The following is a 21743-nucleotide window of genomic DNA, read 5'->3' on the forward strand; positions in this document are numbered from 1 at the left end:
CTGCGCGGCCTGCGTCAGGCCGGGATGAGGCCCTGGTCGGCCAGGTCGCGCCAGAGGTCGGCGGGGATCTCGAGCGCCGCCAGCTCGGCGTTCTGACGGAGCTGCTCCGGCCGGCTGCCGCCGACCACGACGGCCTCCACGACCGGCGACTGCAGCGGGTACTGTATCGCGGCGGCGGGCAGCGGCACGCCGTGCGCACGGCACACGTCGGCGATCCGCACCAGGCAATGCCACAGCTCCTCCGGCAGGGCGCCGTACTCGTAGCGCCCCGAGCGCTGCGGCTCGTCCTGCGCGAGGAGGCCGGAGTTGAAGACCGACGCCGCGACGATGCGCGTGCCCCGCTCGGCGCACGCGGGGATGACCTCCGCGGCGGCCGGCTGCTCGAGCAGCGTGTAGCGTCCCGCGACCATGATCGTGTCGAGGTCGGCCGAGCGGACGGCCGCCGTCAGGGCGTCGGCCGTCATGGACCCGATGCCGATGCGGCCGACCTGCCCCTCGGCGCGCAGCGCCTCGAGGGCGGGGAACGCCTCGGCGAGAGCCAGATCCAGATCGTGGCGCTCGGGGTCGTGAAGATACAGGATGTCGATCCGCTCGATCCCGAGGCGCTCGCGCGACTCGTCGAGGCTGGCGCGGATGCCGTCCGCGGAGAAGTCCCACACGCGGCGGAGCTCGTCGGGCACGAAGAAGTCGTTGGCGGTGTCGAGCCCGCCCTCGACGTGGTCGGGATTGGGACGCAGAAGGCGGCCGGCCTTGGTGGAGAGCACGTACTCGTCGCGCGGCTTGGTGCGCAGGAACGCGCCGAGCCGCCGCTCCGAGAGTCCGAGGCCGTAGTGCGGGGCGGTGTCGTAGGCACGGATGCCGCTCTCCCAGGCCGCGTCGAGCACTGCCCAGGCCTGCTCGTCGGTCAGCGGCCGGAACAGGTTCCCCACGTTCGCGGCCCCGTAGCCCAGGGCCGCCACGCCGCTGCGGGACGCGGAACGGCGGGAGTCGGCGGAGAGGGTGCCGGATGCGGTCGGCCGCTCAGACATGGACACCCTCCGTCCGGTGCTCGCCGGTCCAGGCGTACTCGGCACGGCTGGCGCTCTTCATCTCCATGCCGTTGCCCGGCGTGATCGGCGCCGTGTACGAGCCGCCGCGGATGTCGGTCGGCACCACGAAGTGCTCGTGCAGGTGATCCACGTACTCGATCATGCGCCCCTCCCGGCTGCCGGAGACGGCGACGAAGTCGAACATCGAGAGATGCTGCACGGCCTCGCACAGTCCCACACCGCCCGCGTGCGGGCAGACCGGGATGCCGAACTTCGCGGCGAGCAGCAGGTTCGCGATGTTCTCGTTGACGCCGGCGACTCGCACGGCGTCGATCTGCATCACCTGGATCGCCTCGGCCTGCAGCAGCTGCTTGAAGACGACGCGGTTCTGCGCGTGCTCGCCGGTGGCGACGCGGATCGGCGCGACGCCGCGCGCGATCTCGGCGTGCCCGAGGACGTCGTCGGGGCTCGTCGGCTCCTCGATCCAGGCGGGGTGGAATTCGGCGAGCGCGTTGACCCAGGCGATGGCCTCGGACACCTCCCAGCGCTGGTTCGCGTCGATCGCGATCGGGAAGTCGGGGCCGCAGACCTCGCGGGCCTTGCGGAAGCGACGGATGTCGTCGTCGAGGTCCGCGCCGACCTTGAGCTTGATCTGCGTGAAGCCGTCCGCCATGGCCTCGCGCGCCAGCCGCTCGAGCTTCTCGTCGGAGTAGCCGAGCCAGCCGGGGCTCGTCGTGTACCCGGGGTAGCCGGTCGCCCGCAGCTCCCGCTCGCGGTCTGCGCGACCGGGCTCCGCCGCGCGCAGGATCGCCAGCGCGTCGTCGCGGGTGAGGGCGTTGGTGAGGTAGCGGAAGTCGACGAGATCGACGATCTCCTCGGGGGTCATCCTGCTCAGCAGCTGCCACAGCGGCAGGCCCGCCCGCTTGGCCTTGATGTCCCAGAGGGCGTTGATCACGGCGCCGATCGCCATGTGCATGACGCCCTTCTCCGGGCCGAGCCAGCGCAGCTGCGAGTCGCCGATGAGCTCGCGGAAGACGCCGCCCATGTCGTCGAGCAGCGGCTCGACCTCGCGTCCGACCAGATGCCCGGCGAGCGCGTCGATGCCCGCGACCTGCACGTCGTTGCCGCGGCCGATCGTGAACACGAACGCGTGCCCCTCGATCCCGTCCTCCGCGTCGGTGCGCACGATCACGTACGCCGCAGAGTAGTCGGGATCGGGGTTCATCGCATCAGAGCCGTCGAGGCTGAGCGACGTGGGGAAGCGGATGTCGCTGGTCTCCAGCGCGACGATACGGCTCACGGTTCTCCTGTTCTGGGCCGGGTGTCGCGGAGCGCCGGCTCGGATGACCGGGCACTGCGTGACAGTTGGAGTGTAAACATCCGATGTCTATACTGTCAACGCAGGGATCCTTCGCAGACTGTTCGTCGCGCCGGCTCCCGCCCGTCCCCCTGAGAAGGCAGGAGAACCATGAAGTTCGCGCGTCTGGGCGATCCCGGATCCGAGATCCCCGTCGTCATCGTCGATGGCCGCCATTACGATCTGAGGCCGGTGACCTCCGATGTGAACGGTGACTTCCTCGCCGCCGACCCCGTCGGGCGCACGCAGGCCGCGCTGGCCTCGCGCCGCCTCCCCGAGCTCGCCGGCGCAGAGGACCTGCGCATCGGCGCGCCGATCGTCCGGCCCAGCGCCGTGATCTGCGTCGGCCAGAACTACGCGGCGCACGCCCGCGAGTCCGGGGCGGAGCCGCCTGCGGTGCCGATCCTGTTCCTGAAGACCCCGAACACGGTCGTCGGCCCGGACGACGCGGTGACCATCCCGCGCGGCAGCGAGAAGACGGATTGGGAGGTGGAGCTGGGCGTCGTGATCGGCGCACGCACCGCATACCTCGACTCCCCCGACGAGGCCGCGGCCCACATCGCCGGCTATGTGGTGTGCAACGACGTGTCCGAGCGGGCGTTCCAGATGGAGGTGTCCGGCGGACAGTGGTCCAAGGGCAAGGCCGCCTTCGGCTTCAACCCGACCGGCCCCTGGCTGGTCACCCCGGACGAGGTCGACGTGCAGAACCTGCGTCTGCGCAGCTTCGTGAACGGCGAGCCCCGCCAGGACTCGTCGACGAGCGACATGATCTTCTCCGTCGCCGAGATCGTGCATCACATCTCGCAGTACATGACGCTGGAGCCGGGCGACCTGATCCTCACCGGCACGCCGCAGGGCGTGGCGTTCGGCGGCAGGTTCCCCTACCTCCGCCCCGGCGACGTGGTGGAGATCGACATCGAGGGGCTGGGCAGCCAGCGTCAGGAATTCACCGCATGGGAGGCACGAGCATGACCGTTCGACAGACTCAGGGAGCGCCGCTGGAGGGGCTCGTCGCGATCGTCACGGGCGGCGCGTCCGGCATCGGCGCGGCGATCGCGACGCAGCTGCACGGGCAGGGTGCGCAGATCGCCGTGCTGGACCGCGACGTCGCCGGTGCGGATCCGCACTTCGCCGCCTTCACCGCGGATGTGTCCGACCGCGCGAGCGTCGACGCCGCCGTCGCCGCGATCGGCGAGCGCTTCGGTCGGATCGACATCCTCGTGAACAACGCCGGCATCGGCGCCCAGGGCGACGTCGCGGCCAACGACGACGACGAGTGGGCACGCGTGCTGTCGATCAACGTCACCGGCATCGCCCGCGTGTCGGCGGCGGCGCTGCCGTGGCTGCGCCGGTCCCCCGCGGCGGCCATCTGCAACACCGCGTCGATCGCCTCCACCACAGGCCTTCCCCAGCGCGCACTCTACTCGGCGTCGAAGGGCGCCGTGTCGGCTCTCACCCGTGCGATGGCCGCGGATCACCTGCGCGAGGGGATCCGCGTGAACGCCGTCAACCCCGGCACCGCCGACACCCCGTGGGTGGGTCGTCTGCTGGACGCCGCCGCCGACCCCGCGGCCGAGCGGGCCGCGCTCAACGCACGTCAGCCGCATGGCCGGCTGGTGTCGCCGGACGAGGTCGCCGGCGCCGTCGCGTACCTGGTCAGCCCGGCCTCCGGCTCGACCACGGGCACGTCGATCGAGGTCGACGGCGGCATGGCGCAGCTCCGCCTGCGCGCCGAGTAGGCTGCCGGCGCGTGGTGCCGGCCTCAGGCCTGGGCGGCCTGGCGCAGCCAGCGCTCCACGCCCGCGATGTGGGCGGTCGCGAGCGACGTCGCGAGGGCGGGGTCGTGCTGGGCGATCGCATCGGCGATGGCACGATGCTCCGAGAGCGTGCGCTCCACCGCGCCCTGCTCGGTGAGGCCGCGCCACACCCGCGCGCGGATGGTCTGGCTGGACAGGCTCTCGATGAGGCTCGCGAGGTAGCCGTTGCCGGTCATCTGCACGATCTCCCGATGGAATCGGATGTCGTGGGCGACCAGGTCGTCGATCGAGACGCCGGAGTCGACGCCGGCGATCTCGGCCTGCAGCGCGGCGATCGCCTCGGCATCGCCGTGCGTGGCCGCGAGCCCCGTCGCCTGCGACTCGAGCATCCGGCGCACCGCGAAGAGCTCGAGCAGGGAGTCGTCGTCGTGCATGTCGATCACGAAGGTGATGGCCTCGAGCAGCAGGTGCGGTTCGAGGCTGGTCACGTAGGTGCCGTCGCCGCGGCGCACGTCGAGCACGCGGATGACCTCGAGGGCCTTGACGGCCTCGCGCATCGAGTTGCGGGAGAGTCCGAGGCGCTCGGCCAGCTCCTTCTCGGGCGGCAGCCGATCTCCCGGGCCGAGCTCGCCCGACACGATCATCGCCTTGATCTTCTCGATCGCCTCGTCGGTCACTGCCATGGCGTCATCCTATGCGCTTCGCGCATTCATCGGATGTCTACGGCACGCCGAGGACCGGGATGCGGAAGGATGTGACCATGCGCGTCCTCGACTCCCATCTGCACCTGTGGAATCCGTCCCGGCTCGACTACGACTGGCTCGAAGGTCCTCTCGCGAACCGCTTCACCGCGGACGAGCTCGCGCAGGCGCCGGCGGGCACCGAGACGGCCGCCGTCTTCGTGCAGGCCGAGTGCGTGCAGGCCCAGTTCCTCGACGAGGTGCGCTGGGTGTCGGAGACGGCCGCGGACACGGGCGTCATCGGGATCGTGGCCGGCGCACGACTCGATCGCGGCGAGGCCACGATCCAGCACCTCGACGCCCTCGCGGAGACCGCGCTCGTCGTCGGCGTGCGTCATCTGCTGCAGGGAGAGCCTCTCGCGACGGCGACGACACCCGCCTTCCTCGCCGGGGCCGAGGCTCTCGCGGCGCGCGGACTGCGCTTCGACGCGTGCGTGCGCGCCCCCCAGCTGCCGGACGTGTCGGCTCTCGCCGCGGCCGTGCCCGACCTGGCGATCGTGCTCGACCATCTCGGCAAGCCCGCGGTCGGCACCCCCTCGCGACCCCAGGCGCCCGACGCGGCGTGGATGCGCGGGATCCGTGAGCTCGCCGCGCATCCGAACGTGTCGGTGAAGCTCTCCGGCCTCCCTGCCGAGTCCGGCGGCGACTGGGACGGCGCGCAGGTCAACCCGTTCCTCGACGCGGCGGCCGAGGCCTTCGGACCGGATCGGCTGCTCTGGGGCAGCGACTGGCCCGTCTCCGCCGTCGCCGCCGGCGACGCGGGCTACCGGCCGGAGCGCCGCGAGCTCTGGGCGCGGACGGTCGAGGACTGGGCCGCGCACCGCGACCTGGACGCCGACGACCTCTTCTGGGGCAACGCCGCGCGGTTCTACGGCCTGACGTGATCGCCCTCACGGGCGCTCTCGCCGTCCGCGATGCGGGTCTCACAGGAAAGTCACCGGATTGGCGGGTGAGGATTGCCTTACCTATGATGTGAGTCGCGACTCTCGCACCACTCCCGCCTGAAGGACTCCCCGTGAACCGTTCCCTCCGACTGCTCTCCGCCGCGGCTGCGGCCTCCGCCGTCGCCCTCGCGCTCACCGCGTGCAGCGGCTCCTCCGCGCCCACGTCCAGCACCTCCGGGGGCGACGACCTCGCCGGGCAGACCATCACGGTCTACAACGCCCAGCACGAGGAGCTCACCAAGTCCTGGATCGACGCCTTCACCAAGGCGACCGGCATCAAGGTCCAGGTGCGCAACGGCGACGACACCGAGATGTCCCAGCAGCTGATCCAGGAGGGCGACCGCTCCCCCGCCGACGTGTTCCTCACCGAGAACTCGCCCTCGATGTCGGCCGTCGAGAAGGCAGGGCTGTTCACCTCGCCGGGTGAGGAGGCGCTCAAGAACGTCCCCACCGAGTACCGTCCGTCCTCCGGCAAGTGGGTCGGCATCGCGGCCCGCTCGACCGTGTTCGCCTACAACACGTCGAAGCTCACCGAGGCGCAGCTGCCGAAGTCCCTGATGGATCTCGCCGACCCGTCGTGGAAGGGCCGCTGGGCCGCATCGCCCTCCGGCGCCGACTTCCAGGCCATCGTCTCGGCGCTCGTGCAGCTCAAGGGCGCCGACGCCGCCGAGGAGTGGCTGAAGGCCATGAAGACGAACTCGGTCGCCTACAAGGGCAACTCCACCGCGATGAAGGCGGTCAACGCCGGCGAGATCGACGGCGCCGTCATCTACCACTACTACTGGTTCGGCGATCAGGCGGCGACCGGCGAGAACTCGAAGAACGTGCAGCTGCACTACTTCAAGAACCAGGATCCGGGGGCGTTCGTGTCGGTGTCCGGCGGCGGCGTCCTGAAGTCGAGCAAGCACCAGGCCGCGGCGCAGAAGTTCCTGGCGTTCGTCACGGGCCCCGAGGGACAGAAGATCCTGCAGACGGGCACCTCGTTCGAGTACCCGGTCGGATCCGGCGTCGCCGCCAACCCGAAGCTCGTCCCGCTCAAGGACCTGCAGGCGCCGACCATCGACCCGGCTACGCTGAACTCCAAGCAGGTCACCGATCTGATGACCCAGGCGGGCCTGCTCTAAGGCGCAGACATCACCACGACGACCACCTCCCGACGGGCGGCCGGAGCGCAACGGCTCCGGCCGCCCCGCGGCGTCTCCCGCAGCACCGGATCGTGGCTCGTCATCGCCGCGGGCGTCGTAGTCGCGGCGCTCTCCCTGCTGCCGCTGATCTTCGTGGTCACCACAGCGGCGCAGATCGGCTGGGCCGAATCGGCGTCCCTGATCCTGCGGCCCCGCGTCGGCGAGCTCCTGACGAACACCGTGCTGCTGGTCGCGATCACCGTGCCGCTGTGCGCGGTGATCGGCGTGGGCGGCGCCTGGCTCGTGGAGCGCACGTCGCTCGCGGGCGCCGGCGCCTGGGGAGCGGTGCTCGCGATGCCGCTCGCGATCCCCGCCTTCGTGAACTCCTATGCGTGGGTGTCGGCGATCCCGTCGCTCGCCGGACTCGGATCCGGTGTGCTGCTGGCGACGCTGTCGTATTTCCCCCTGGTGTATCTGCCGGTGCGTGCGGCACTGGCCCGGCTGGATCCCGCACTCGAGCAGGCCGCGGCGAGCCTCGGGCGCAGTCCGGTGCGGGTGTTCTTCGGCACGGTGCTGCCGCAGCTTCGGCTCGCGCTGCTGGGCGGGGCGCTGCTCGTGGGCCTTCATCTGCTCAGCGAGTACGGCGCGTTCGCGCTGATCCGGTTCGACACCTTCACGACCGCGATCATGGACCAGTACCGCTCCACGTTCAACGGCTCGGCGGGCAGCATGCTCTCGGGCGTGCTGATGCTGCTGTGCTTCGCCCTGCTCCTCCTGGAGAGCCGGGCCCGCGGACGCGCCCGCTACGCGCGGATCGGATCCGGCACCGCCGCACCGCCCCGCCGGATCCGGTTGCGGGGATGGCAGATCCCGGCACAGCTGGCTCTGCTCGCGCTCGGGATCGCCGCGCTGGGCGTGCCCGCCGTCGTGATCGGCGGGTGGCTGGCGTACGGAGGCGCGGGGGTCTGGACGGCGCCCGATCTCGTGCCGACGCTGCTGCAGACCCTCGGTCTCGCGCTCGGCGGCGGCGTGGTCACCGTCCTCGCCGCCTTCCCGCTGTCCTGGCTCGCGGTGCGCCGGCCCGGTGCGTTCAGCCGGCTGCTGGAGCGCACCAACTACGTGACGAGCTCCATGCCGGGCATCGTCCTCGCGCTGGCGCTCGTCACCGTGTCGCTCTTCTTCGTGCCCGCGCTGTACCAGACCACGGCGCTGCTGCTCATCGCGTACGCGCTGCTCTTCCTCCCCCGCGCGCTGGTGCCGCTGCAGGCGGGCATCGCGCAGGCGCCGCGCAGCCTCGAGGAGGCGGCGCAGGCCCTGGGCCGGCGTCCGGCACGCGCGTTCCTGGGCGTGACCCTGCGCCTGGTCGCACCCGCGACCGCCGCCGCCCTCGCGATGGTGTTCCTCGCCGTCGCCGGCGAGCTCACTGCGACGCTGCTGCTCTCGCCGATCGGCGTGCAGACGCTCGCCACCCGGTTCTGGAGCCTGTCGAGCGAGATCGACTTCGCCGGCGCAGCCCCCTATGCGACACTGCTGATCGTGCTGTCCGCACCCATGACGTACCTGCTCTTCCGGCAATCGGCCGTCCTGTCCACCGGGCGCGCCGCCGACCCGGCCGCCGTCGAACCGGAAACCACCGCATCCTCGAAGGCGGAAACCGCATGACCGCGCGCAACCTCGGATCCCTCGGCGCCGTGCCCTCGCCCGGCACCGGACCGCTCCCCACCGCGCACCTGCAGATCGCCGGAGTCACCGCGTCCTACGGCGGGCACCAGGTGCTGCACGGCGTGGACCTCGCTGTGCAGCACGGCGGCATCACGGCCGTCGTCGGCGCGTCGGGCTCGGGCAAGACGACGCTGCTGCGCATCATCGCCGGCTTCGAGCGCCCCTCGGGCGGCGAGGTGGTGCTCGGATCCACGACCGTCGCCGGGCCCGGATCCTGGGTTCCCGTCCACCGTCGCGACATCGGCTACGTGACGCAGGACGGCGGCCTGTTCCCGCATCTCTCGGTCGCGCGCAACATCTCCTTCGGCCTGGACGATCTGTCCCGCGCGGAGCGGGGCCGTCGCGTGTCCGAGCTGCTGGACCTGGTGTCCCTGCCCCGTGACGTCGCCGACCGGCGTCCCGACCAGCTCTCCGGCGGTCAGCAGCAGCGCGTCGCGATCGCCCGCGCGCTCGCCCGCAAGCCCGAGCTGATGCTGCTCGACGAGCCCTTCTCTGCGCTCGACACGGGCCTGCGCGCGGCGACGCGTGAGGCGGTGGCGCGGATCCTCACCGATGCCGGGACCACCACCCTGCTCGTCACGCACGATCAGTCCGAGGCCCTCAGCTTCGCCGATCAGGTCGCGGTCATGCGCGACGGACGGCTCGTGCAGACCGGGCACCCGTTCGTCGTCTACACCCGCCCGGCCGATCGGGGCGTGGCCGAGTTCCTCGGCGAGGCGATCGTGCTGGACGCCTGGCTCGACGGCTCCCTGGCCTCGTGCGCGCTCGGCTACGTGCCGGTGCGCAATCCCCCGGCGCAGGGCCGGGTCCAGCTCATGCTGCGTCCGGAGCAGGTGCAGCTCGTCGCCGACTCCCCGATCCGCGCGACGGTCGAGGAGGGCGTGTACTTCGGATCCGAGACCTCCGCCCGCATCCGGCTCGAGCCGCGCGCGGACGCGGATCCGCGCCTGGATCCGGTGCCGCCCGTCATCACGATCCGGCACGCGAACCCGGCTCTCGCCCGGCCGGGCCAGCGGGTCGCGCTGCGCGTGGTCGGCGAGGGCGTGGCGTTCCCGGCATAGCCCCGGCCCCCGCAGTCCCCTCTGGGGCCGTTGAGCGAGGACGCCCGCAGGCGACCGACACGAAACGCGTAGACCCTCCCCCGAAGACACAGAGCGGGCGCCCCCGCAGGGACGCCCGTTCCGGTGAGGCGAGGGTCAGCGCGCGGCGCTGCCCTCGACGTAGTCCTCGTCCTGCGACTTCCAGGCGAACAGAGCGCGCAGCTCCTTGCCGGTGGCCTCGATCGGGTGGCCCTGCTCCTTCTCGCGAAGGGCGAGGAACTCGACCGCGCCGTTGTCCTGGTCCTCGATGAAGCGCTTCGCGAAGGCGCCGGACTGGATGTCCGAGAGGACCTCCTTCATGCGCTCCTTCACACCGGCGTCGATGATGCGCGGGCCCGAGACGTAGTCGCCGAACTCGGCGGTGTCGGAGATCGACCAGCGCTGCTTGGCGATGCCGCCCTCCCACATCAGGTCGACGATGAGCTTCAGCTCGTGCAGCACCTCGAAGTAGGCGATCTGCGGCTGGTAGCCCGCCTCGGTGAGGGTCTCGAAGCCGGCCTGCACGAGGTGGCTCATGCCACCGCAGAGCACGGCCTGCTCGCCGAAGAGGTCGGTCTCGGTCTCCTCGGTGAAGGTCGTCTTGATGACGCCGGCGCGGGTGCCGCCGATCGCCTTCGCGTACGAGAGTGCGGTGGCCCAGGCGTTGCCCGACGCGTCGCGCTCGACGGCGATGATGTCCGGGATGCCGCGGCCGGCGACGAACTCGCGACGCACGGTGTGACCCGGAGCCTTCGGGGCGATGAGGATGACGTCCACGCCCTCGGGCGCGTCGATGTAGCCGAAGCGGATGTTGAACCCGTGCGCGAACGCGAGGGTCTTGCCCGCGGTCAGGTTCGGCGCGATCGACTCGCTGTAGATGCCGCGCTGGTGCTGGTCGGGCGCCAGGATCATGATCAGGTCGGCCCACTGCGTGGCCTCGGCGACGGTCTTGACCGGGAAGCCGGCCTCCTCCGCCTTGGCGATCGAGCGCGAGCCCTCCTTGAGGGCGATCGCGACCTCGACGCCGCTGTCGCGCAGGTTCATCGCGTGCGCGTGGCCCTGCGAGCCGTAGCCGACGATCGCGACCTTCTTGTTCTGGATGATCGACAGATCCGCGTCGGCGTCGTAGAAGATCTCGGTGCTCACTGTGTGTTTCTCCTTGTTGGGGTTCTGGGGGCCGGGCCCTTCGACAGGCTCAGGGACCGGCGGGGTTTCGTAGATCGGGGGGGGTCAGCTGCGCAGCACGCGCTCGGTGATGCTCTTGCCGCCGCGGCCGATCGCGAGCAGGCCCGACTGGGCGAGCTCCTTGATGCCGAACGGCTCGAGCGCTCTCAACAGCGCGTCCACCTTGCCCTTGTCGCCGGTGACCTCGACCACCAGCGCCTCGGGCGCGTAGTCCACGACGGACGCGCGGAAGAGGTTCACGACCTCGAGCACGTTCGAGCGGCTGTTGTTGTCCGTGCGCACCTTGATGAGCATGTGCTCGCGCTGCACGGAGGAGTTCTGCTCCAGCTCCACGATCTTGATGACGTTGATCAGCTTGTTCAGCTGCTTGGTCACCTGCTCGAGCGGGAACTCCTCGACGTCGACGACGACCGTGATACGGGAGACGCCCGGCACCTCGGTCACGCCCACGGCGAGGGATTCGATGTTGAAGCCGCGGCGCGCGAACAGGCCCGCGACGCGGGTCAGGATGCCCGGGGTGTCCTCCACCAGGAGGCTCAGCACATGCGTGGACATGGATCAGTCCTCCTCGTCGAAGGCGGGCGCGTGGTCGCGCGCGTACTGGATGTAGCTGTTGCTGACGCCCTGCGGCACCATCGGCCACACCATGGCGTCGGCGCTCACGACGAAGTCGATCACGACGGGACGGTCGTTCGTCTCGAGGGCCAGTTTGATGGCGGCGTCGATCTCCTCCTCCTTCTCCACCCGGATCGCGAGGCAGCCGTACGCCTCGGCGAGCTTGACGAAGTCGGGGATCCGGATCGTGCCGTGCCCGGTGTTCAGGTCGGTGTTCGAGTGCCGGCCCTCGTAGAACAGGGTCTGCCACTGGCGGACCATGCCGAGGGAGGAGTTGTTGATGATCGCGACCTTGATCGGGATGTCGTTGATGACGCAGGTCGCCAGCTCCTGGTTGGTCATCTGGAAGCAGCCGTCGCCGTCGATCGCCCACACCACGCGCTCCGGCTCGGCGACCTTGGCGCCCATCGCCGCGGGCACGGCGTAGCCCATGGTGCCGGCGCCGCCGGAGTTCAGCCAGGAGTTGGGGCGCTCGTACTTGATGAACTGCGCCGCCCACATCTGGTGCTGGCCGACGCCCGCGGCGTAGACCGCCTCGGGGCCGGTGAGCTCGCCGATCCGCTGGATCACGTGCTGCGGCGACATCAGGCCGTCCTCGGGAGCCGTGTAGCCGAGAGGGAACTCGGCGCGCAGGCCGTCGAGGTAGGCCCACCACTCCTCGATGTCGCCCTTGGCCCCGCCGGTGAGGCCGCGGAACGCCGCCTCCAGATCGGTGATGACCTCGCGCACGCCGCCCACGATCGGGACGTCGGCGGTGCGGATCTTGGAGATCTCGGCCGGGTCGATGTCGACGTGCACGACCTTGGCGTTCGGCGCGAACAGCTCGGCCTTGCCCGTGACGCGGTCGTCGAACCGGGTGCCGAGGGCGACCAGCAGATCCGCCTCCTGCAGCGCCAGCACGGCGGGCACCGTGCCGTGCATGCCGGGCATGCCGACGTGCTGCGGGTGCGAGTCGGGGAACGCGCCGCGGGCCATCAGGGTGGTCACGACCGGGGCGCCGGTGAGCTCGGCGAGCGCCAGCAGCTCCTCCGACGCGCGGCCGCGGATGATGCCGCCGCCCACGTACAGCACCGGCTTCTTGGCCTCGGCGAGCAGCGTCGCCGCGGCCTGGATCTGCTTGCCGTGCGCCTTCGTCACCGGACGGTAGCCGGGCAGGTCGTACTTCGGCGGCCACACGAACGGCGCGGTGGCCTGCTGCGCGTCCTTGGTGATGTCCACGAGCACGGGGCCAGGACGTCCCGTGCTGGCGATTTCAAACGCCGCGGCGATGGCGCCGGGGATGTCCTCCGGGCGCTTGACCAGGATCGAGTGCTTCGTGATCGGCATCGTGATGCCGACGATGTCGGCCTCCTGGAACGCGTCCGTGCCCATCAGACGGGAGAAGACCTGGCCGGTGATCGCGACGATCGGGATGGAGTCCATGTAGGCGTCGGCGATCGCGGTGACCAGGTTGGTCGCACCGGGGCCGGACGTCGCGATGGTGACGCCGACCTTTCCGGAGGCGGTCGCGTAGCCCTCGGCCGCGTGGCCCCCGCCCTGCTCGTGACGCACGAGGATGTGACGGAGCTCGGTCGACGCCATCAGCGGGTCGTAGACCTCCATGATCGCCCCGCCGGGGATGCCGAACACATCGGTGACCCCGAGGAGCTCGAGGGAGCGGACGACGGCCTGCGCGCCGGTGAGAACGGGGGCCGCCGTCGGACGAGCAGGCGGACGAGGGACGGCTGGAGCGGTATCAGCGGTCATGAAGGTTCCTTGCGGTGATGAACGATCGGCGGAAGCGGGAGGACGGAGTCCTGCCGCGGACGACTGTCCGACCCGGTCCGCCGGGAGCGGGCCGCACGGGTCGGGAAAAGGGGGCTGGAACGCCTCGGGTGCAGCGCGGAGAGGTCGGCTCTGCGTCGCGACGAACCTCGTCGCGGAAGGAGCCCGGCTCTGGCGTCCCGGCGAGTGAGCCGAGAGCGCGAGCCGCGATATCGACCCGAATCAGATCACCATCGCGCCCGACGGCCTGCGAGGCCGCCGAAGCTCTGCGTTCCATCCGGGATCCGGTTGTGCCGATCACGGATCGAACGTGCATCAAGCCTAACGCATGATCGCGGCGGCCCTGGACGCCCGCGCGCGCGACGACCGGACGACCGGAACCGTGCTGCGCGCGCATGGAAGCAGTCTATTGCGCGGCCGCCCGCGCTTCGGCCAGCGCGTGGAGCAGACCGGCGAACGCGGCCGGATCCGGGACGCGCAGTGTCGCCGCGGTCTCCCCCGTGCCGATCCGCACGCCGAGGTCCGCGGGTCCCAGCGTGCGCATGCCGTCCTCGTCGGTGACATCGTCGCCGGCGAACAGCACCCCGGTCGCGTGCACGTGCGCGCGCAGCCGCGCGAGCGCCACGTCCTTGCCCTCGTCGCGCCAGGAGAACTCGCGCAGGTGGTGGCCGGTGCGCCTGCGCCAGGACGGGATCCGCTCGGCCGCCCACTTCTCGACGCGCAGGAACGCGATCTCCTCCTGCCCGGGCGCGGCCGTGCGGGTGTGCACGCCGAAGCCGAAAGTCTTGGGCTCGTGCACCACGCCGTCGAGATCGGCGATCAGCGCCCGCAGCTCGGAGACGACCTCGGCCTGGTCCGCCGGCTCGGAGGAGAGATCCGTCTCCTCCCCGGTGTCGGGGAACCAGAACTGCGCGCCGTGCGATGCCGCGAGCAGGATGGGCGAGCCGTCCTCGTGCTCGGTGATCTCGCGCAGGTCGTGCAGGCTCCGGCCGGAGGCGTACGCGACGAACGTCTCGGGAAGCGCTGCCAGGCGCTTCACCGCGGCGACGGCCGCCGGCAGCGCCCTGGCCGCCATCGGATCTGCGACGTGCGGCGACACGGTGCCGTCGAAGTCGAGCGCTACGAGCAGGCGCGGCGTGCGGGCGATCTCCGCGAGCGCGGGATCCGGCTCGCCTGCGGGGATCCAGTCGCGCGTCATCGGCTGCTCCGTACGTTCTCGAGGGCGGTCAGGAACTCCTGGGACCAGGCGTTCACGTCGTTCTCCAGCACCCGCTTGCGCAGCGCCCTCATCCGGCGCGCCTGCTCGCGCGGAGGCATCTCCACCGCCTGCATGATCGCGTCCTTGAGCCCCTCGATGTCGTGCGGGTTGACCAGCACGGCCTGGCGCAGCTCGTCGGCCGCGCCCGTGAACTCGCTCAGCACGAGCACGCCGCGGTGATCGCCGCGGGTGGCGACGTACTCCTTCGCGACCAGGTTCATCCCGTCGCGCAGGGCGGTGACGAGCATCGCGTCGGCCGCGAGGTAGAGGGCCACCATCTCCTCCCGAGGGAAGCCCTGGTGCAGGTAGCGGATCGCCGTGTGGTCCATCGTGTCGTGGTCACCGTTGATCCGGGCGACCGCGAGCTCGATCTCGTCGCGCAGCTGCACGTAGGCGTCCACACGCTCACGGCTGGGGCTCGCGACCTGCACGAGCGTCACGTCCTCGACCGAGATGCGCCCCTGATCCAGCAGCTCGCCGAAGGCCTTGATCCGGTGCCGGATCCCCTTCGTGTAGTCGAGGCGGTCGACGCCGAGGAGGATCTTCTTCGGGTTGCCGAGCCCCTCCCGGATCTCCGCGGCCCTGGCGCGGACGTCCGGACGGGCGGCGAGCTCGACATAGGGCGTCGTGTCGATCGAGATCGGGAAGGCCCGGGCGACGGAGGTGCGCGGGCCGCCGTACGGCACGGACACGGTGGATCCCTTGACGTCCAGCCGCAGGCGACGCCGCACGGCGGCAAGGAAGTTGGTCGCGTCCTGCGCACGCTGGAAGCCGACGACGTCGGCGCCGAGGAGGCCCTGCAGCACCTGGTCGCGCCACGGCAGCTGGGCATAGAGGCCGTGCGCCGGGAACGGGATGTGGTGGAAGTACCCGATCGTGAGGTCGGGCCGGCGCTCGCGCAGCATCGCGGGGACGAGCTGGAGCTGGTAGTCGTGCACCCACACGGTGCCACCCTCGGACACCGCGCTCGCCGCGCGGTCGGCGAAGCGCCGGTTCACCCGGACGTAGGCGTCCCACCACTCGCGATGGAACTGCGGGGGCGCAATGACGTCGTGGTACAGCGGCCAGATCGTGTCGTTGGCGAAGCCCTCGTAGTACTCCTCGACCTCCTGGGCGGAGAGCGGCACCGGGAGCAGGCGGATGCCGTCCTCGGTGAACGGCTTGAGCTCGAGGTCGGGCTGTCCGGCCCAGCCGACCCAGGCCCCGTCGACGGCCCGCATCACGGGCTCGAGCGCGGCGACCAGGCCGCCCGGGGAGCGGCGCCAGACCTCGGAGCCGTCGGGGCCCTGCACACGGTCGACGGGAAGGCGGTTGGCGACGATCACGAACGACGAGGTGGGGGTGGACGTAGGCATGGAACGCTCCTCACGGCAGCGGGGGCTGCTCCCCTCAGGCTAGCCAACCCGCGACCGCGGGGAACGCCGCACGTCACACGGCGGCGTGGCGCGGGCGCGCCAGCACGGCGTTCACGACGCCGGCCGCCAGCACGAGACCGGCCGCGATCACCGGCAGCAGCAGGGCGGGCTGCGCCCCCGCGGCGTCCGCGATCTGCCCCGTGACCACTGCTCCGATCGCCTGACCCACGACCAGCGCGGATCCGAGCATCGTCATCACGGTGGCAGATCGGTCGGCCGGGCCGAACGCCGCCCCGAGGCTGAACTGCGTGACGAGCGTCGGCCCGATCCCGCATCCCATCACCGCCAGGGCGATCAGCATCCCCGTCACGTCGTGCACGCTCGGCAGGATCAGGCTGCCGCCGAACAGCACGCCCGCGAACAGCAGCCAGCGACCGGGCAGCGTGAACCGCGCGGGCAGGAACGCGACCCCCAGCGCGAGGATCGCGGATCCGACCCCCATCGCCCCGTACAGGAGTCCCGCCTCCTCGGGACGGCCGTGCTCGGTCATGAAGGCCGTGAGGGACGTGAGCATCGCGCCGAAGAACACGCCCACCCCGAGCATCCCGACCACCACGATCAGCAGCCGCGGACGGAACAGCTCCGACACGCGGGAGGTGGCGCGCCCGTCGGCACCGCGCTGCGCGGACACCTGCGCGGCGGTCGGATGCAGGGCGAAGGCGCCGACGAACACGAGGATCAGCGCGGCTGCGATCACGAGCGGCATCCACGGCGCGATGCCGGTGGCGAGCACCCCCACGAGGAACGGGCCGAACACGAACACGGTCTCGTCGGCCGCGGACTCGTACGACATCGTTGACGACGTCGTACGCGCGCGGCGCTCCTCCGGGATGCGCTCGGCGATGATCGTGACCAGGCGCGACCGCGACATCGGCGAGACCTGGGGCGCGGTGGCGCCGATCGCGAAGGCGCTCAGCAGCACGAGGGGCTCCGGCGCCGGCGAGTAGACGACGAGGGTGAAGCCGATGAGCGCCGCGGCGTTGGCCACGGCGACGATGCCGAGAACGATCCGCTGTCCTCGGCGGTCGGCTGCGGCTCCCAGCAGCGGACCGAAGCAGGCGGTGCCGATGCCCACGGCCGCGGAGGTCAGGCCGCCGAGCCCCACCGAATCCCGCGCGGCCACGACCACGGTGAGCACGCCGACGACCATCATCGCGAACGGAAGGCGGGCGATGAAGGCGATGAGGAAGTAGGGCAGTCCCACCCGCCGGAACAGGCTCGGGGCGACGGTGGCGGGAGGAGTGTGCGGCGAAGTCATGGCGGAGGAGGTCTCTGGCGCCGCCGCGAGAGCGACGCGGATCAGGTGCCGCCGCTTTCCGCCGGAAGAGCCGGCGGCCGGTAATGCACAACGGTGATGTCACCAGGGTAGCGTGGTGACATGCGCAACTACCTCTTCGCAAGCGGTCTGTTCGGCGCGATCACCAGCGGGATCGCGCTGCTGCGCGGCACCCGCGACGCTCCCATCACGTGGCGCGCCGTGCTGGCCTGGCTGAGCTGGGGCATCACGATCGCCCTCGCCATCGGTGCGATCGTCGACTTCCGCCGCGACGAGCGCGGCGAGACGGTGTCGTTCGACTCACCGGTCGCGCCGGTGCAGTTCAAGCGCGCCAAGAAGGCGCTCAAGGCCGAGCAGAAGGCCCAGAAGAAGAGCTGAGCCCCCGCGGGCCCTCCGCCCGACCGATCCGCGGCGCGCTCCGGTCAGACCAGGTCGATCTGGTAGTGGATGAACCCGCTCCGCTCGGCGACGCGGTCGTAGAGCGTGCGCGCCGTTGCGTTGGTCTCCGCGGTGAGCCAGTAGACCTTGTCGCTGCCCGAGGCCCGCGCCGCGTCGGTGACGTGCGCGATCAGCCCGCGACCGACGCCTCCGCCCCGGGCGGAGGGATCCACGAACAGATCCTCGAGATAGGTGTAGTGCGTCTTCGACCAGGTCGCCGGGTGAGAGAACCAGTGCACGATCCCGACGGCGCGCCCGTCGTCGTCGCGCGCGACAGCGCCCTGGATCTCGCCGGCGGGATCCACGATCCGCGCGAAGGTCGACGCCGTGACGTCGTCGGCCACCTCCGACTCGTAGAACGTCAGATACGCCTGCCACAGCGACAGCCAGTCGTCGCGGTCGGCCTCGGTGAGCGCGGTGATCGTCGTCATGCGCCGATCCTACGGGGCGGCACGGCATCCGCACCGCCCCGATGCGAGACCGCTCAGCGGGTGAGGATCAGCGCCTCGCCCTGACCGCCGCCGCCGCACAGCGCGACCACCGCCGTGCCCGAGCCGCGGCGCACGAGCTCGTGCGCCATGTGCACGACGAGCCGGTTGCCGCTCGCCCCGATCGGGTGGCCGATCGCGATGCCCCCGCCGTGGATGTTGACGATCTCCGGATCCAGTCCGAGCTCGGTCGCCGAGCGGGCGACGACGGCGCCGAACGCCTCGTTGATCTCGACGAGATCCAGATCCTCGACGGTGATCCCCTGCTTGTCGAGCGCACGCCGGATCGCGGTGGCCGGCTGCTCGTGCAGCGAGTTGTCGGGGCCCGCGGTCTGTCCGCTCGCCCCCACCGTCGCGAAGACGGGCCAGCCGCGGCTCTCGGCGTTGCCCCGGGTCGTGACGATCACCGCGGAAGCACCGTCGGAGATCTGCGAGGAGTTTCCGGCCGTGATCGACCCGCCCTCGGCGAACGCCGGCCGCAGGCCCGCGAGCGATTCGACGGTGGTGTCGGGGCGCACGCCCTCGTCGGCGGTGAGCGCGAGCGCGGGCCCCTTGCGCTGCGGCACGGAGACCGTCACGATCTCGCCGTCGAACACGCCCGCCTCGCGCGCGGCGGCGGCACGCTGGTGGGAACGCGCCGCGACCTCGTCCTGCGCCTCGCGGGTCATCCCGAACCGCGCGTTGTGCCGCTCGGTCGACGCGCCCATGCTCTCCGCGTCGTAGGCGTCGGTGAGCCCGTCGTACGCCATGTGGTCGAGCACCTCGACGGATCCGTAAGTCCAGCCGTCGCGCGACCCCATGAGGAGGTGCGGCGCACGGGTCATCGACTCCATGCCCGCCGCGACCACGGTGAGCGCGTCTCCGGTGCGGATCATGCGCGCGGCGTCGATGACGGCGGTCAGGCCGGACAGGCACACCTTGTTGACCGAGTGCGCGGGGACGTCCCAACCGATCCCCGCGCCGATCGCGGCCTGCCGCGCCGCGTTCTGCCCGGATCCCGCGGCGAGGACCTGCCCGACGATCACGGCGTCGACCTCGGCGGCGTCGACACCGCTCTGGTCCAGGGCTCCACGGATCGCGAGCGCGCCGAGCTGCGGCGCCGTGAACGGGGCGAGCTGCCCCTTCAGCCGCCCCTGCGGCGTGCGGGACGCCGCGACGATGACGATGTCGTCTGCACTCATGATCACTCCAGTCCTTCGGCGACGAGCAGCGGCGGCTCCGTCGCGTCCTTCACATCCTGCACGCTCACCCCGGGCGCGAGCTCGACGAGCCGCAGGCCCTCGGGCGTGACGTCGATCACCGCGAGATCCGTGATGATGCGATGCACCACGCCTCGGCCGGTCAGCGGGAGCGAGCACGCGTCGACGATCTTCGCCGACCCGTCGCGGGCGACGTGCTCCATCAGCACGATCACGCGACCGGCGCCGTGCACCAGATCCATCGCCCCGCCCGGTCCCTTGACCATCTTCCCCGGGATCATCCAGTTCGCCAGGTCGCCCGCGGCGCTCACCTGCATCGCGCCCAGGATCGCGGCGTCGATCTTTCCGCCGCGGATCATGCCGAAGCTCAGGCCGGAGTCGAAGAAGGCCGCCCCGGGCAGCGTCGTCACGGTCTCCTTGCCGGCGTTGATCAGATCGGGGTCGACCGCCTCCTCGACGGGATAGGGACCGACGCCGAGGATGCCGTTCTCCGACTGCAGCACCACGGTGACGCCGTCCGGCACGTGGTTGGGCACGAGCGTCGGCAGTCCGATGCCGAGGTTCACGTAGGAGCCGTCCGACAGCTCCCGTGCGGCGCGCGCCGCCATCTCGTCGCGTGTCAGCGCCATGTTCAGGCCTCCCCTGCCGCGTCGGCCGCGGGACGCACGGTGCGCCGCTCGATGCGCTTCTCGATGTCCGGGCCGACCTCCACGATCCGGTGCACGAACACGCCGGGGAGGTGCACGCCGTCAGGATCCAGCTCCCCCGGCTCGACGAGTCGTTCGACCTGGGCGATACAGATGCGCCCGGCCATCGCGGCGAGCGGATTGAAGTTGCGCGCGGCCTTGTTGAAGATCAGGTTCCCGTGCCGGTCTCCGAGAGCCGCGTGCACGAGCGCGAAGTCGGTGGTGATCGCCTCTTCGAGCACGAAGTCTCGCGGCACGCCGTTCACGGGGAAGGCGCGCACGTCCTTCGGCGGCGAGGCGACCGCGACCGACCCGTCGCTCGCGTAGCGCCGCGGCAGTCCGCCCTCGGCGACCTGGGTGCCGACGCCCGTCTGCGTGTAGAACGCGGCGATCCCGGATCCGCCCGCCCGCAGCTTCTCCGCCAGGGTGCCCTGCGGGGTCAGCTCGAGCTCGAGCTCGCCGGAGAGGAACTGGCGTTCGAACTCCTTGTTCTCGCCCACGTACGACGAGGTCATCTTGCGGATGCGCTGCGCCCAGAGCAGCAGCCCGAGCCCCCAGTCGTCGACCCCGCAGTTGTTGCTGACGATGCTGAGTCCCGACGTCCCCTGATCCAGCAGCGCTTGGATCAGTGCGCTCGGATTGCCCGAGAGTCCGAATCCTCCGACGGCGAGCGATGCGCCGTCGGGGATGTCGGCGACCGCGTCGGCGGCGGAAGCCCATTGCTTGTCGATCACACGTCACTCCTTCGTGAGAGTCCCCCTCCACTGTGCGCCGCGCCGTCGGCGTCCTCAAGCGCACGCTTGCCATGTGGACGGGATGCTCGGTAGCGTCCACATCATGGAACAGCCGTCGGTGGTCAAGCGCTCGGTGCCGGGCGCCCAGGCGATCGCGCGCGCCGCGGAGCTGCTCCGTCTGGTGACCGCCTCCCCCGAGGGCGCGGCCCTCAATCAGCTCGCGACGACCTCGGGCCTCAGCCGCCCCACCGTGCACCGGCTGCTGTCCGCATTGCGGGCGGAGGGGCTCGTGGACCAGGATCCGCACACCGCGCGGTGGATGCCGGGACCGGAGCTCTATCTCATGGGAACAGTGGCCGCGGCGCGCTACGACATCACCGAGATCGCGCGCGACATCGTGCGATCGCTCGCAGTGAAGACCGAGGAGAGCGCGTTCCTCTCTGTGCGCAGGGCGGACGAGACGGTATGCCTGCTGCGGGAGGAGGGGGCGTTCCCGATCCGCTCCTTCGTGCTGAGCGAAGGCGTGCGGTTCCCCCTCGGCGTGGCCAGTGCCGGCCTCGCGATCCTCTCCTTCCTCCCCGACCACGATGTGGATGCCTACCTTTCCCGGCACCCGGAGCTGAGCGAGCGCTGGGGGCGCACCCACGCCGAGCAGCCGCTGCGCCGACGGCTGGAGGAGACCAAGGCGCGCGGGTACGCCGTCAACCCCGGCCTCATCGTCGAGGGCAGCTGGGGCATGGGCGCGGCTGTGTTCGACCGCGACGGACGGCCGGAGTGGGCGCTGAGCCTCACCGGCGTGGAGTTCCGGTTCGGCCCGGATCGATTGCCCGCGCTCGGCCGCACGCTGCTCGCCCACGCGCACCAGCTCTCCGCACGCATCGCCGGCCGCGCCGCGCGCTGACGCGCCCGCTTGCCATTTACATACCGACAGATA

Annotated in this window: 21 protein-coding genes; 8 read left to right on the top strand and 13 right to left on the bottom strand. The window is 71.1% G+C overall.

Annotated elements, in window-relative coordinates:
• Nucleotides 1–14: 14 nt before the first annotated feature.
• Together NFX31_RS10045 and NFX31_RS10050 are read right to left on the bottom strand one after the other, a co-directional pair.
• Nucleotides 15–1028 carry an aldo/keto reductase gene (locus tag NFX31_RS10045; protein WP_262955619.1) on the bottom strand — a complete coding sequence of 338 codons (1014 nt, stop codon included), beginning with the start codon at nucleotides 1026–1028 and terminating at the stop codon, nucleotides 15–17.
• Entirely contained in the window at nucleotides 1021–2328 is a 1308-nt protein-coding gene (locus NFX31_RS10050; RefSeq protein ID WP_091477242.1) for an L-fuconate dehydratase, read from the bottom strand. Before NFX31_RS10050 ends, NFX31_RS10045 begins: the two co-directional genes overlap by 8 nt.
• A 168-nt stretch (nucleotides 2329–2496) precedes the next feature.
• Here NFX31_RS10050 and NFX31_RS10055 point away from each other — a divergent pair, with 168 nt between their 5' ends.
• Nucleotides 2497–3357, top strand: a complete 861-nt coding sequence (locus tag NFX31_RS10055; RefSeq protein WP_091477244.1) for a fumarylacetoacetate hydrolase family protein — start codon at nucleotides 2497–2499, stop codon at nucleotides 3355–3357.
• The gene (locus NFX31_RS10060) at nucleotides 3354–4124 is read left to right on the top strand and encodes an SDR family NAD(P)-dependent oxidoreductase (RefSeq protein ID WP_045251891.1); all 771 of its coding nucleotides are present in this window, start codon (nucleotides 3354–3356) and stop codon (nucleotides 4122–4124) included. The genes NFX31_RS10055 and NFX31_RS10060 overlap by 4 nt, the downstream gene beginning before the upstream one ends.
• A 23-nt stretch (nucleotides 4125–4147) precedes the next feature.
• Here NFX31_RS10060 and NFX31_RS10065 read toward each other — a convergent pair whose 3' ends face one another.
• Entirely contained in the window at nucleotides 4148–4825 is a 678-nt protein-coding gene (locus tag NFX31_RS10065) for a FadR/GntR family transcriptional regulator (RefSeq protein WP_262955620.1), read from the bottom strand.
• Between the two features lie 77 nt (nucleotides 4826–4902).
• Between NFX31_RS10065 and NFX31_RS10070 the strand changes: the two genes are divergently transcribed.
• The 4 genes from NFX31_RS10070 (at nucleotide 4903) to NFX31_RS10085 (ending at nucleotide 9733) form a co-directional block, all read left to right on the top strand.
• Nucleotides 4903–5766: an amidohydrolase family protein gene (locus NFX31_RS10070; protein WP_262955621.1), complete on the top strand. Its 864-nt coding sequence runs from the start codon at nucleotides 4903–4905 to the stop codon at nucleotides 5764–5766.
• Between the two features lie 131 nt (nucleotides 5767–5897).
• Entirely contained in the window at nucleotides 5898–6950 is a 1053-nt protein-coding gene (locus NFX31_RS10075) for an iron ABC transporter substrate-binding protein (RefSeq protein WP_091477246.1), read from the top strand.
• A gap of 9 nt (nucleotides 6951–6959) precedes the next feature.
• Complete coding sequence (locus NFX31_RS10080) at nucleotides 6960–8612, top strand: ABC transporter permease (protein ID WP_091477248.1); 1653 nt, start codon at nucleotides 6960–6962, stop codon at nucleotides 8610–8612.
• Complete coding sequence (locus NFX31_RS10085) at nucleotides 8609–9733, top strand: ABC transporter ATP-binding protein (RefSeq protein WP_091477250.1); 1125 nt, start codon at nucleotides 8609–8611, stop codon at nucleotides 9731–9733. Before NFX31_RS10080 ends, NFX31_RS10085 begins: the two co-directional genes overlap by 4 nt.
• A 135-nt stretch (nucleotides 9734–9868) precedes the next feature.
• Here NFX31_RS10085 and ilvC read toward each other — a convergent pair whose 3' ends face one another.
• The 6 genes from ilvC to NFX31_RS10115 all read right to left on the bottom strand — a co-directional run bounded on the left by ilvC (nucleotide 9869) and on the right by NFX31_RS10115 (nucleotide 17246).
• On the bottom strand, nucleotides 9869–10897 hold the full coding sequence (ilvC, locus tag NFX31_RS10090) for a ketol-acid reductoisomerase (RefSeq protein ID WP_045251840.1): 1029 nt from the start codon (nucleotides 10895–10897) through the stop codon (nucleotides 9869–9871).
• 84 nt (nucleotides 10898–10981) lie between these two features.
• Nucleotides 10982–11491: an acetolactate synthase small subunit gene (gene ilvN, locus NFX31_RS10095; protein ID WP_045251839.1), complete on the bottom strand. Its 510-nt coding sequence runs from the start codon at nucleotides 11489–11491 to the stop codon at nucleotides 10982–10984.
• Nucleotides 11492–11494: 3 nt separating this feature from the next.
• Nucleotides 11495–13297 carry an acetolactate synthase large subunit gene (locus tag NFX31_RS10100; protein ID WP_045251838.1) on the bottom strand — a complete coding sequence of 601 codons (1803 nt, stop codon included), beginning with the start codon at nucleotides 13295–13297 and terminating at the stop codon, nucleotides 11495–11497.
• Between the two features lie 424 nt (nucleotides 13298–13721).
• Nucleotides 13722–14513: a trehalose-phosphatase gene (gene otsB / locus NFX31_RS10105; protein ID WP_262955622.1), complete on the bottom strand. Its 792-nt coding sequence runs from the start codon at nucleotides 14511–14513 to the stop codon at nucleotides 13722–13724.
• Nucleotides 14510–15928, bottom strand: a complete 1419-nt coding sequence (locus tag NFX31_RS10110) for an alpha,alpha-trehalose-phosphate synthase (UDP-forming) (RefSeq protein WP_045251836.1) — start codon at nucleotides 15926–15928, stop codon at nucleotides 14510–14512. The genes otsB and NFX31_RS10110 overlap by 4 nt, the downstream gene beginning before the upstream one ends.
• A gap of 73 nt (nucleotides 15929–16001) precedes the next feature.
• Nucleotides 16002–17246, bottom strand: a complete 1245-nt coding sequence (locus tag NFX31_RS10115; protein ID WP_045251835.1) for an MFS transporter — start codon at nucleotides 17244–17246, stop codon at nucleotides 16002–16004.
• A gap of 120 nt (nucleotides 17247–17366) precedes the next feature.
• Between NFX31_RS10115 and NFX31_RS10120 the strand changes: the two genes are divergently transcribed.
• Complete coding sequence (locus NFX31_RS10120) at nucleotides 17367–17642, top strand: hypothetical protein (protein WP_262955623.1); 276 nt, start codon at nucleotides 17367–17369, stop codon at nucleotides 17640–17642.
• A gap of 44 nt (nucleotides 17643–17686) precedes the next feature.
• Here NFX31_RS10120 and NFX31_RS10125 read toward each other — a convergent pair whose 3' ends face one another.
• From NFX31_RS10125 to NFX31_RS10140, 4 genes are read right to left on the bottom strand one after another with little or no spacing between them, the layout of a single operon-like run.
• Entirely contained in the window at nucleotides 17687–18133 is a 447-nt protein-coding gene (locus NFX31_RS10125) for a GNAT family N-acetyltransferase (RefSeq protein WP_262955624.1), read from the bottom strand.
• A 53-nt stretch (nucleotides 18134–18186) separates the two neighbouring features.
• The gene (locus NFX31_RS10130; RefSeq protein WP_262955625.1) at nucleotides 18187–19371 is read right to left on the bottom strand and encodes an acetyl-CoA C-acetyltransferase; all 1185 of its coding nucleotides are present in this window, start codon (nucleotides 19369–19371) and stop codon (nucleotides 18187–18189) included.
• Between the two features lie 2 nt (nucleotides 19372–19373).
• A complete protein-coding gene (locus tag NFX31_RS10135) occupies nucleotides 19374–20018 on the bottom strand; it encodes a 3-oxoacid CoA-transferase subunit B (RefSeq protein ID WP_045251831.1) in 645 nt (214 codons plus the stop codon).
• A 2-nt stretch (nucleotides 20019–20020) separates the two neighbouring features.
• Nucleotides 20021–20809, bottom strand: a complete 789-nt coding sequence (locus tag NFX31_RS10140; protein WP_262955626.1) for a CoA transferase subunit A — start codon at nucleotides 20807–20809, stop codon at nucleotides 20021–20023.
• Nucleotides 20810–20912: 103 nt separating this feature from the next.
• Between NFX31_RS10140 and NFX31_RS10145 the strand changes: the two genes are divergently transcribed.
• A complete protein-coding gene (locus NFX31_RS10145) occupies nucleotides 20913–21710 on the top strand; it encodes an IclR family transcriptional regulator (protein ID WP_262955627.1) in 798 nt (265 codons plus the stop codon).
• Nucleotides 21711–21743 lie beyond the last annotated feature (33 nt).

This window comes from Microbacterium azadirachtae, from assembly GCF_025583665.1.
Lineage (GTDB): Bacteria > Actinomycetota > Actinomycetes > Actinomycetales > Microbacteriaceae > Microbacterium > Microbacterium azadirachtae.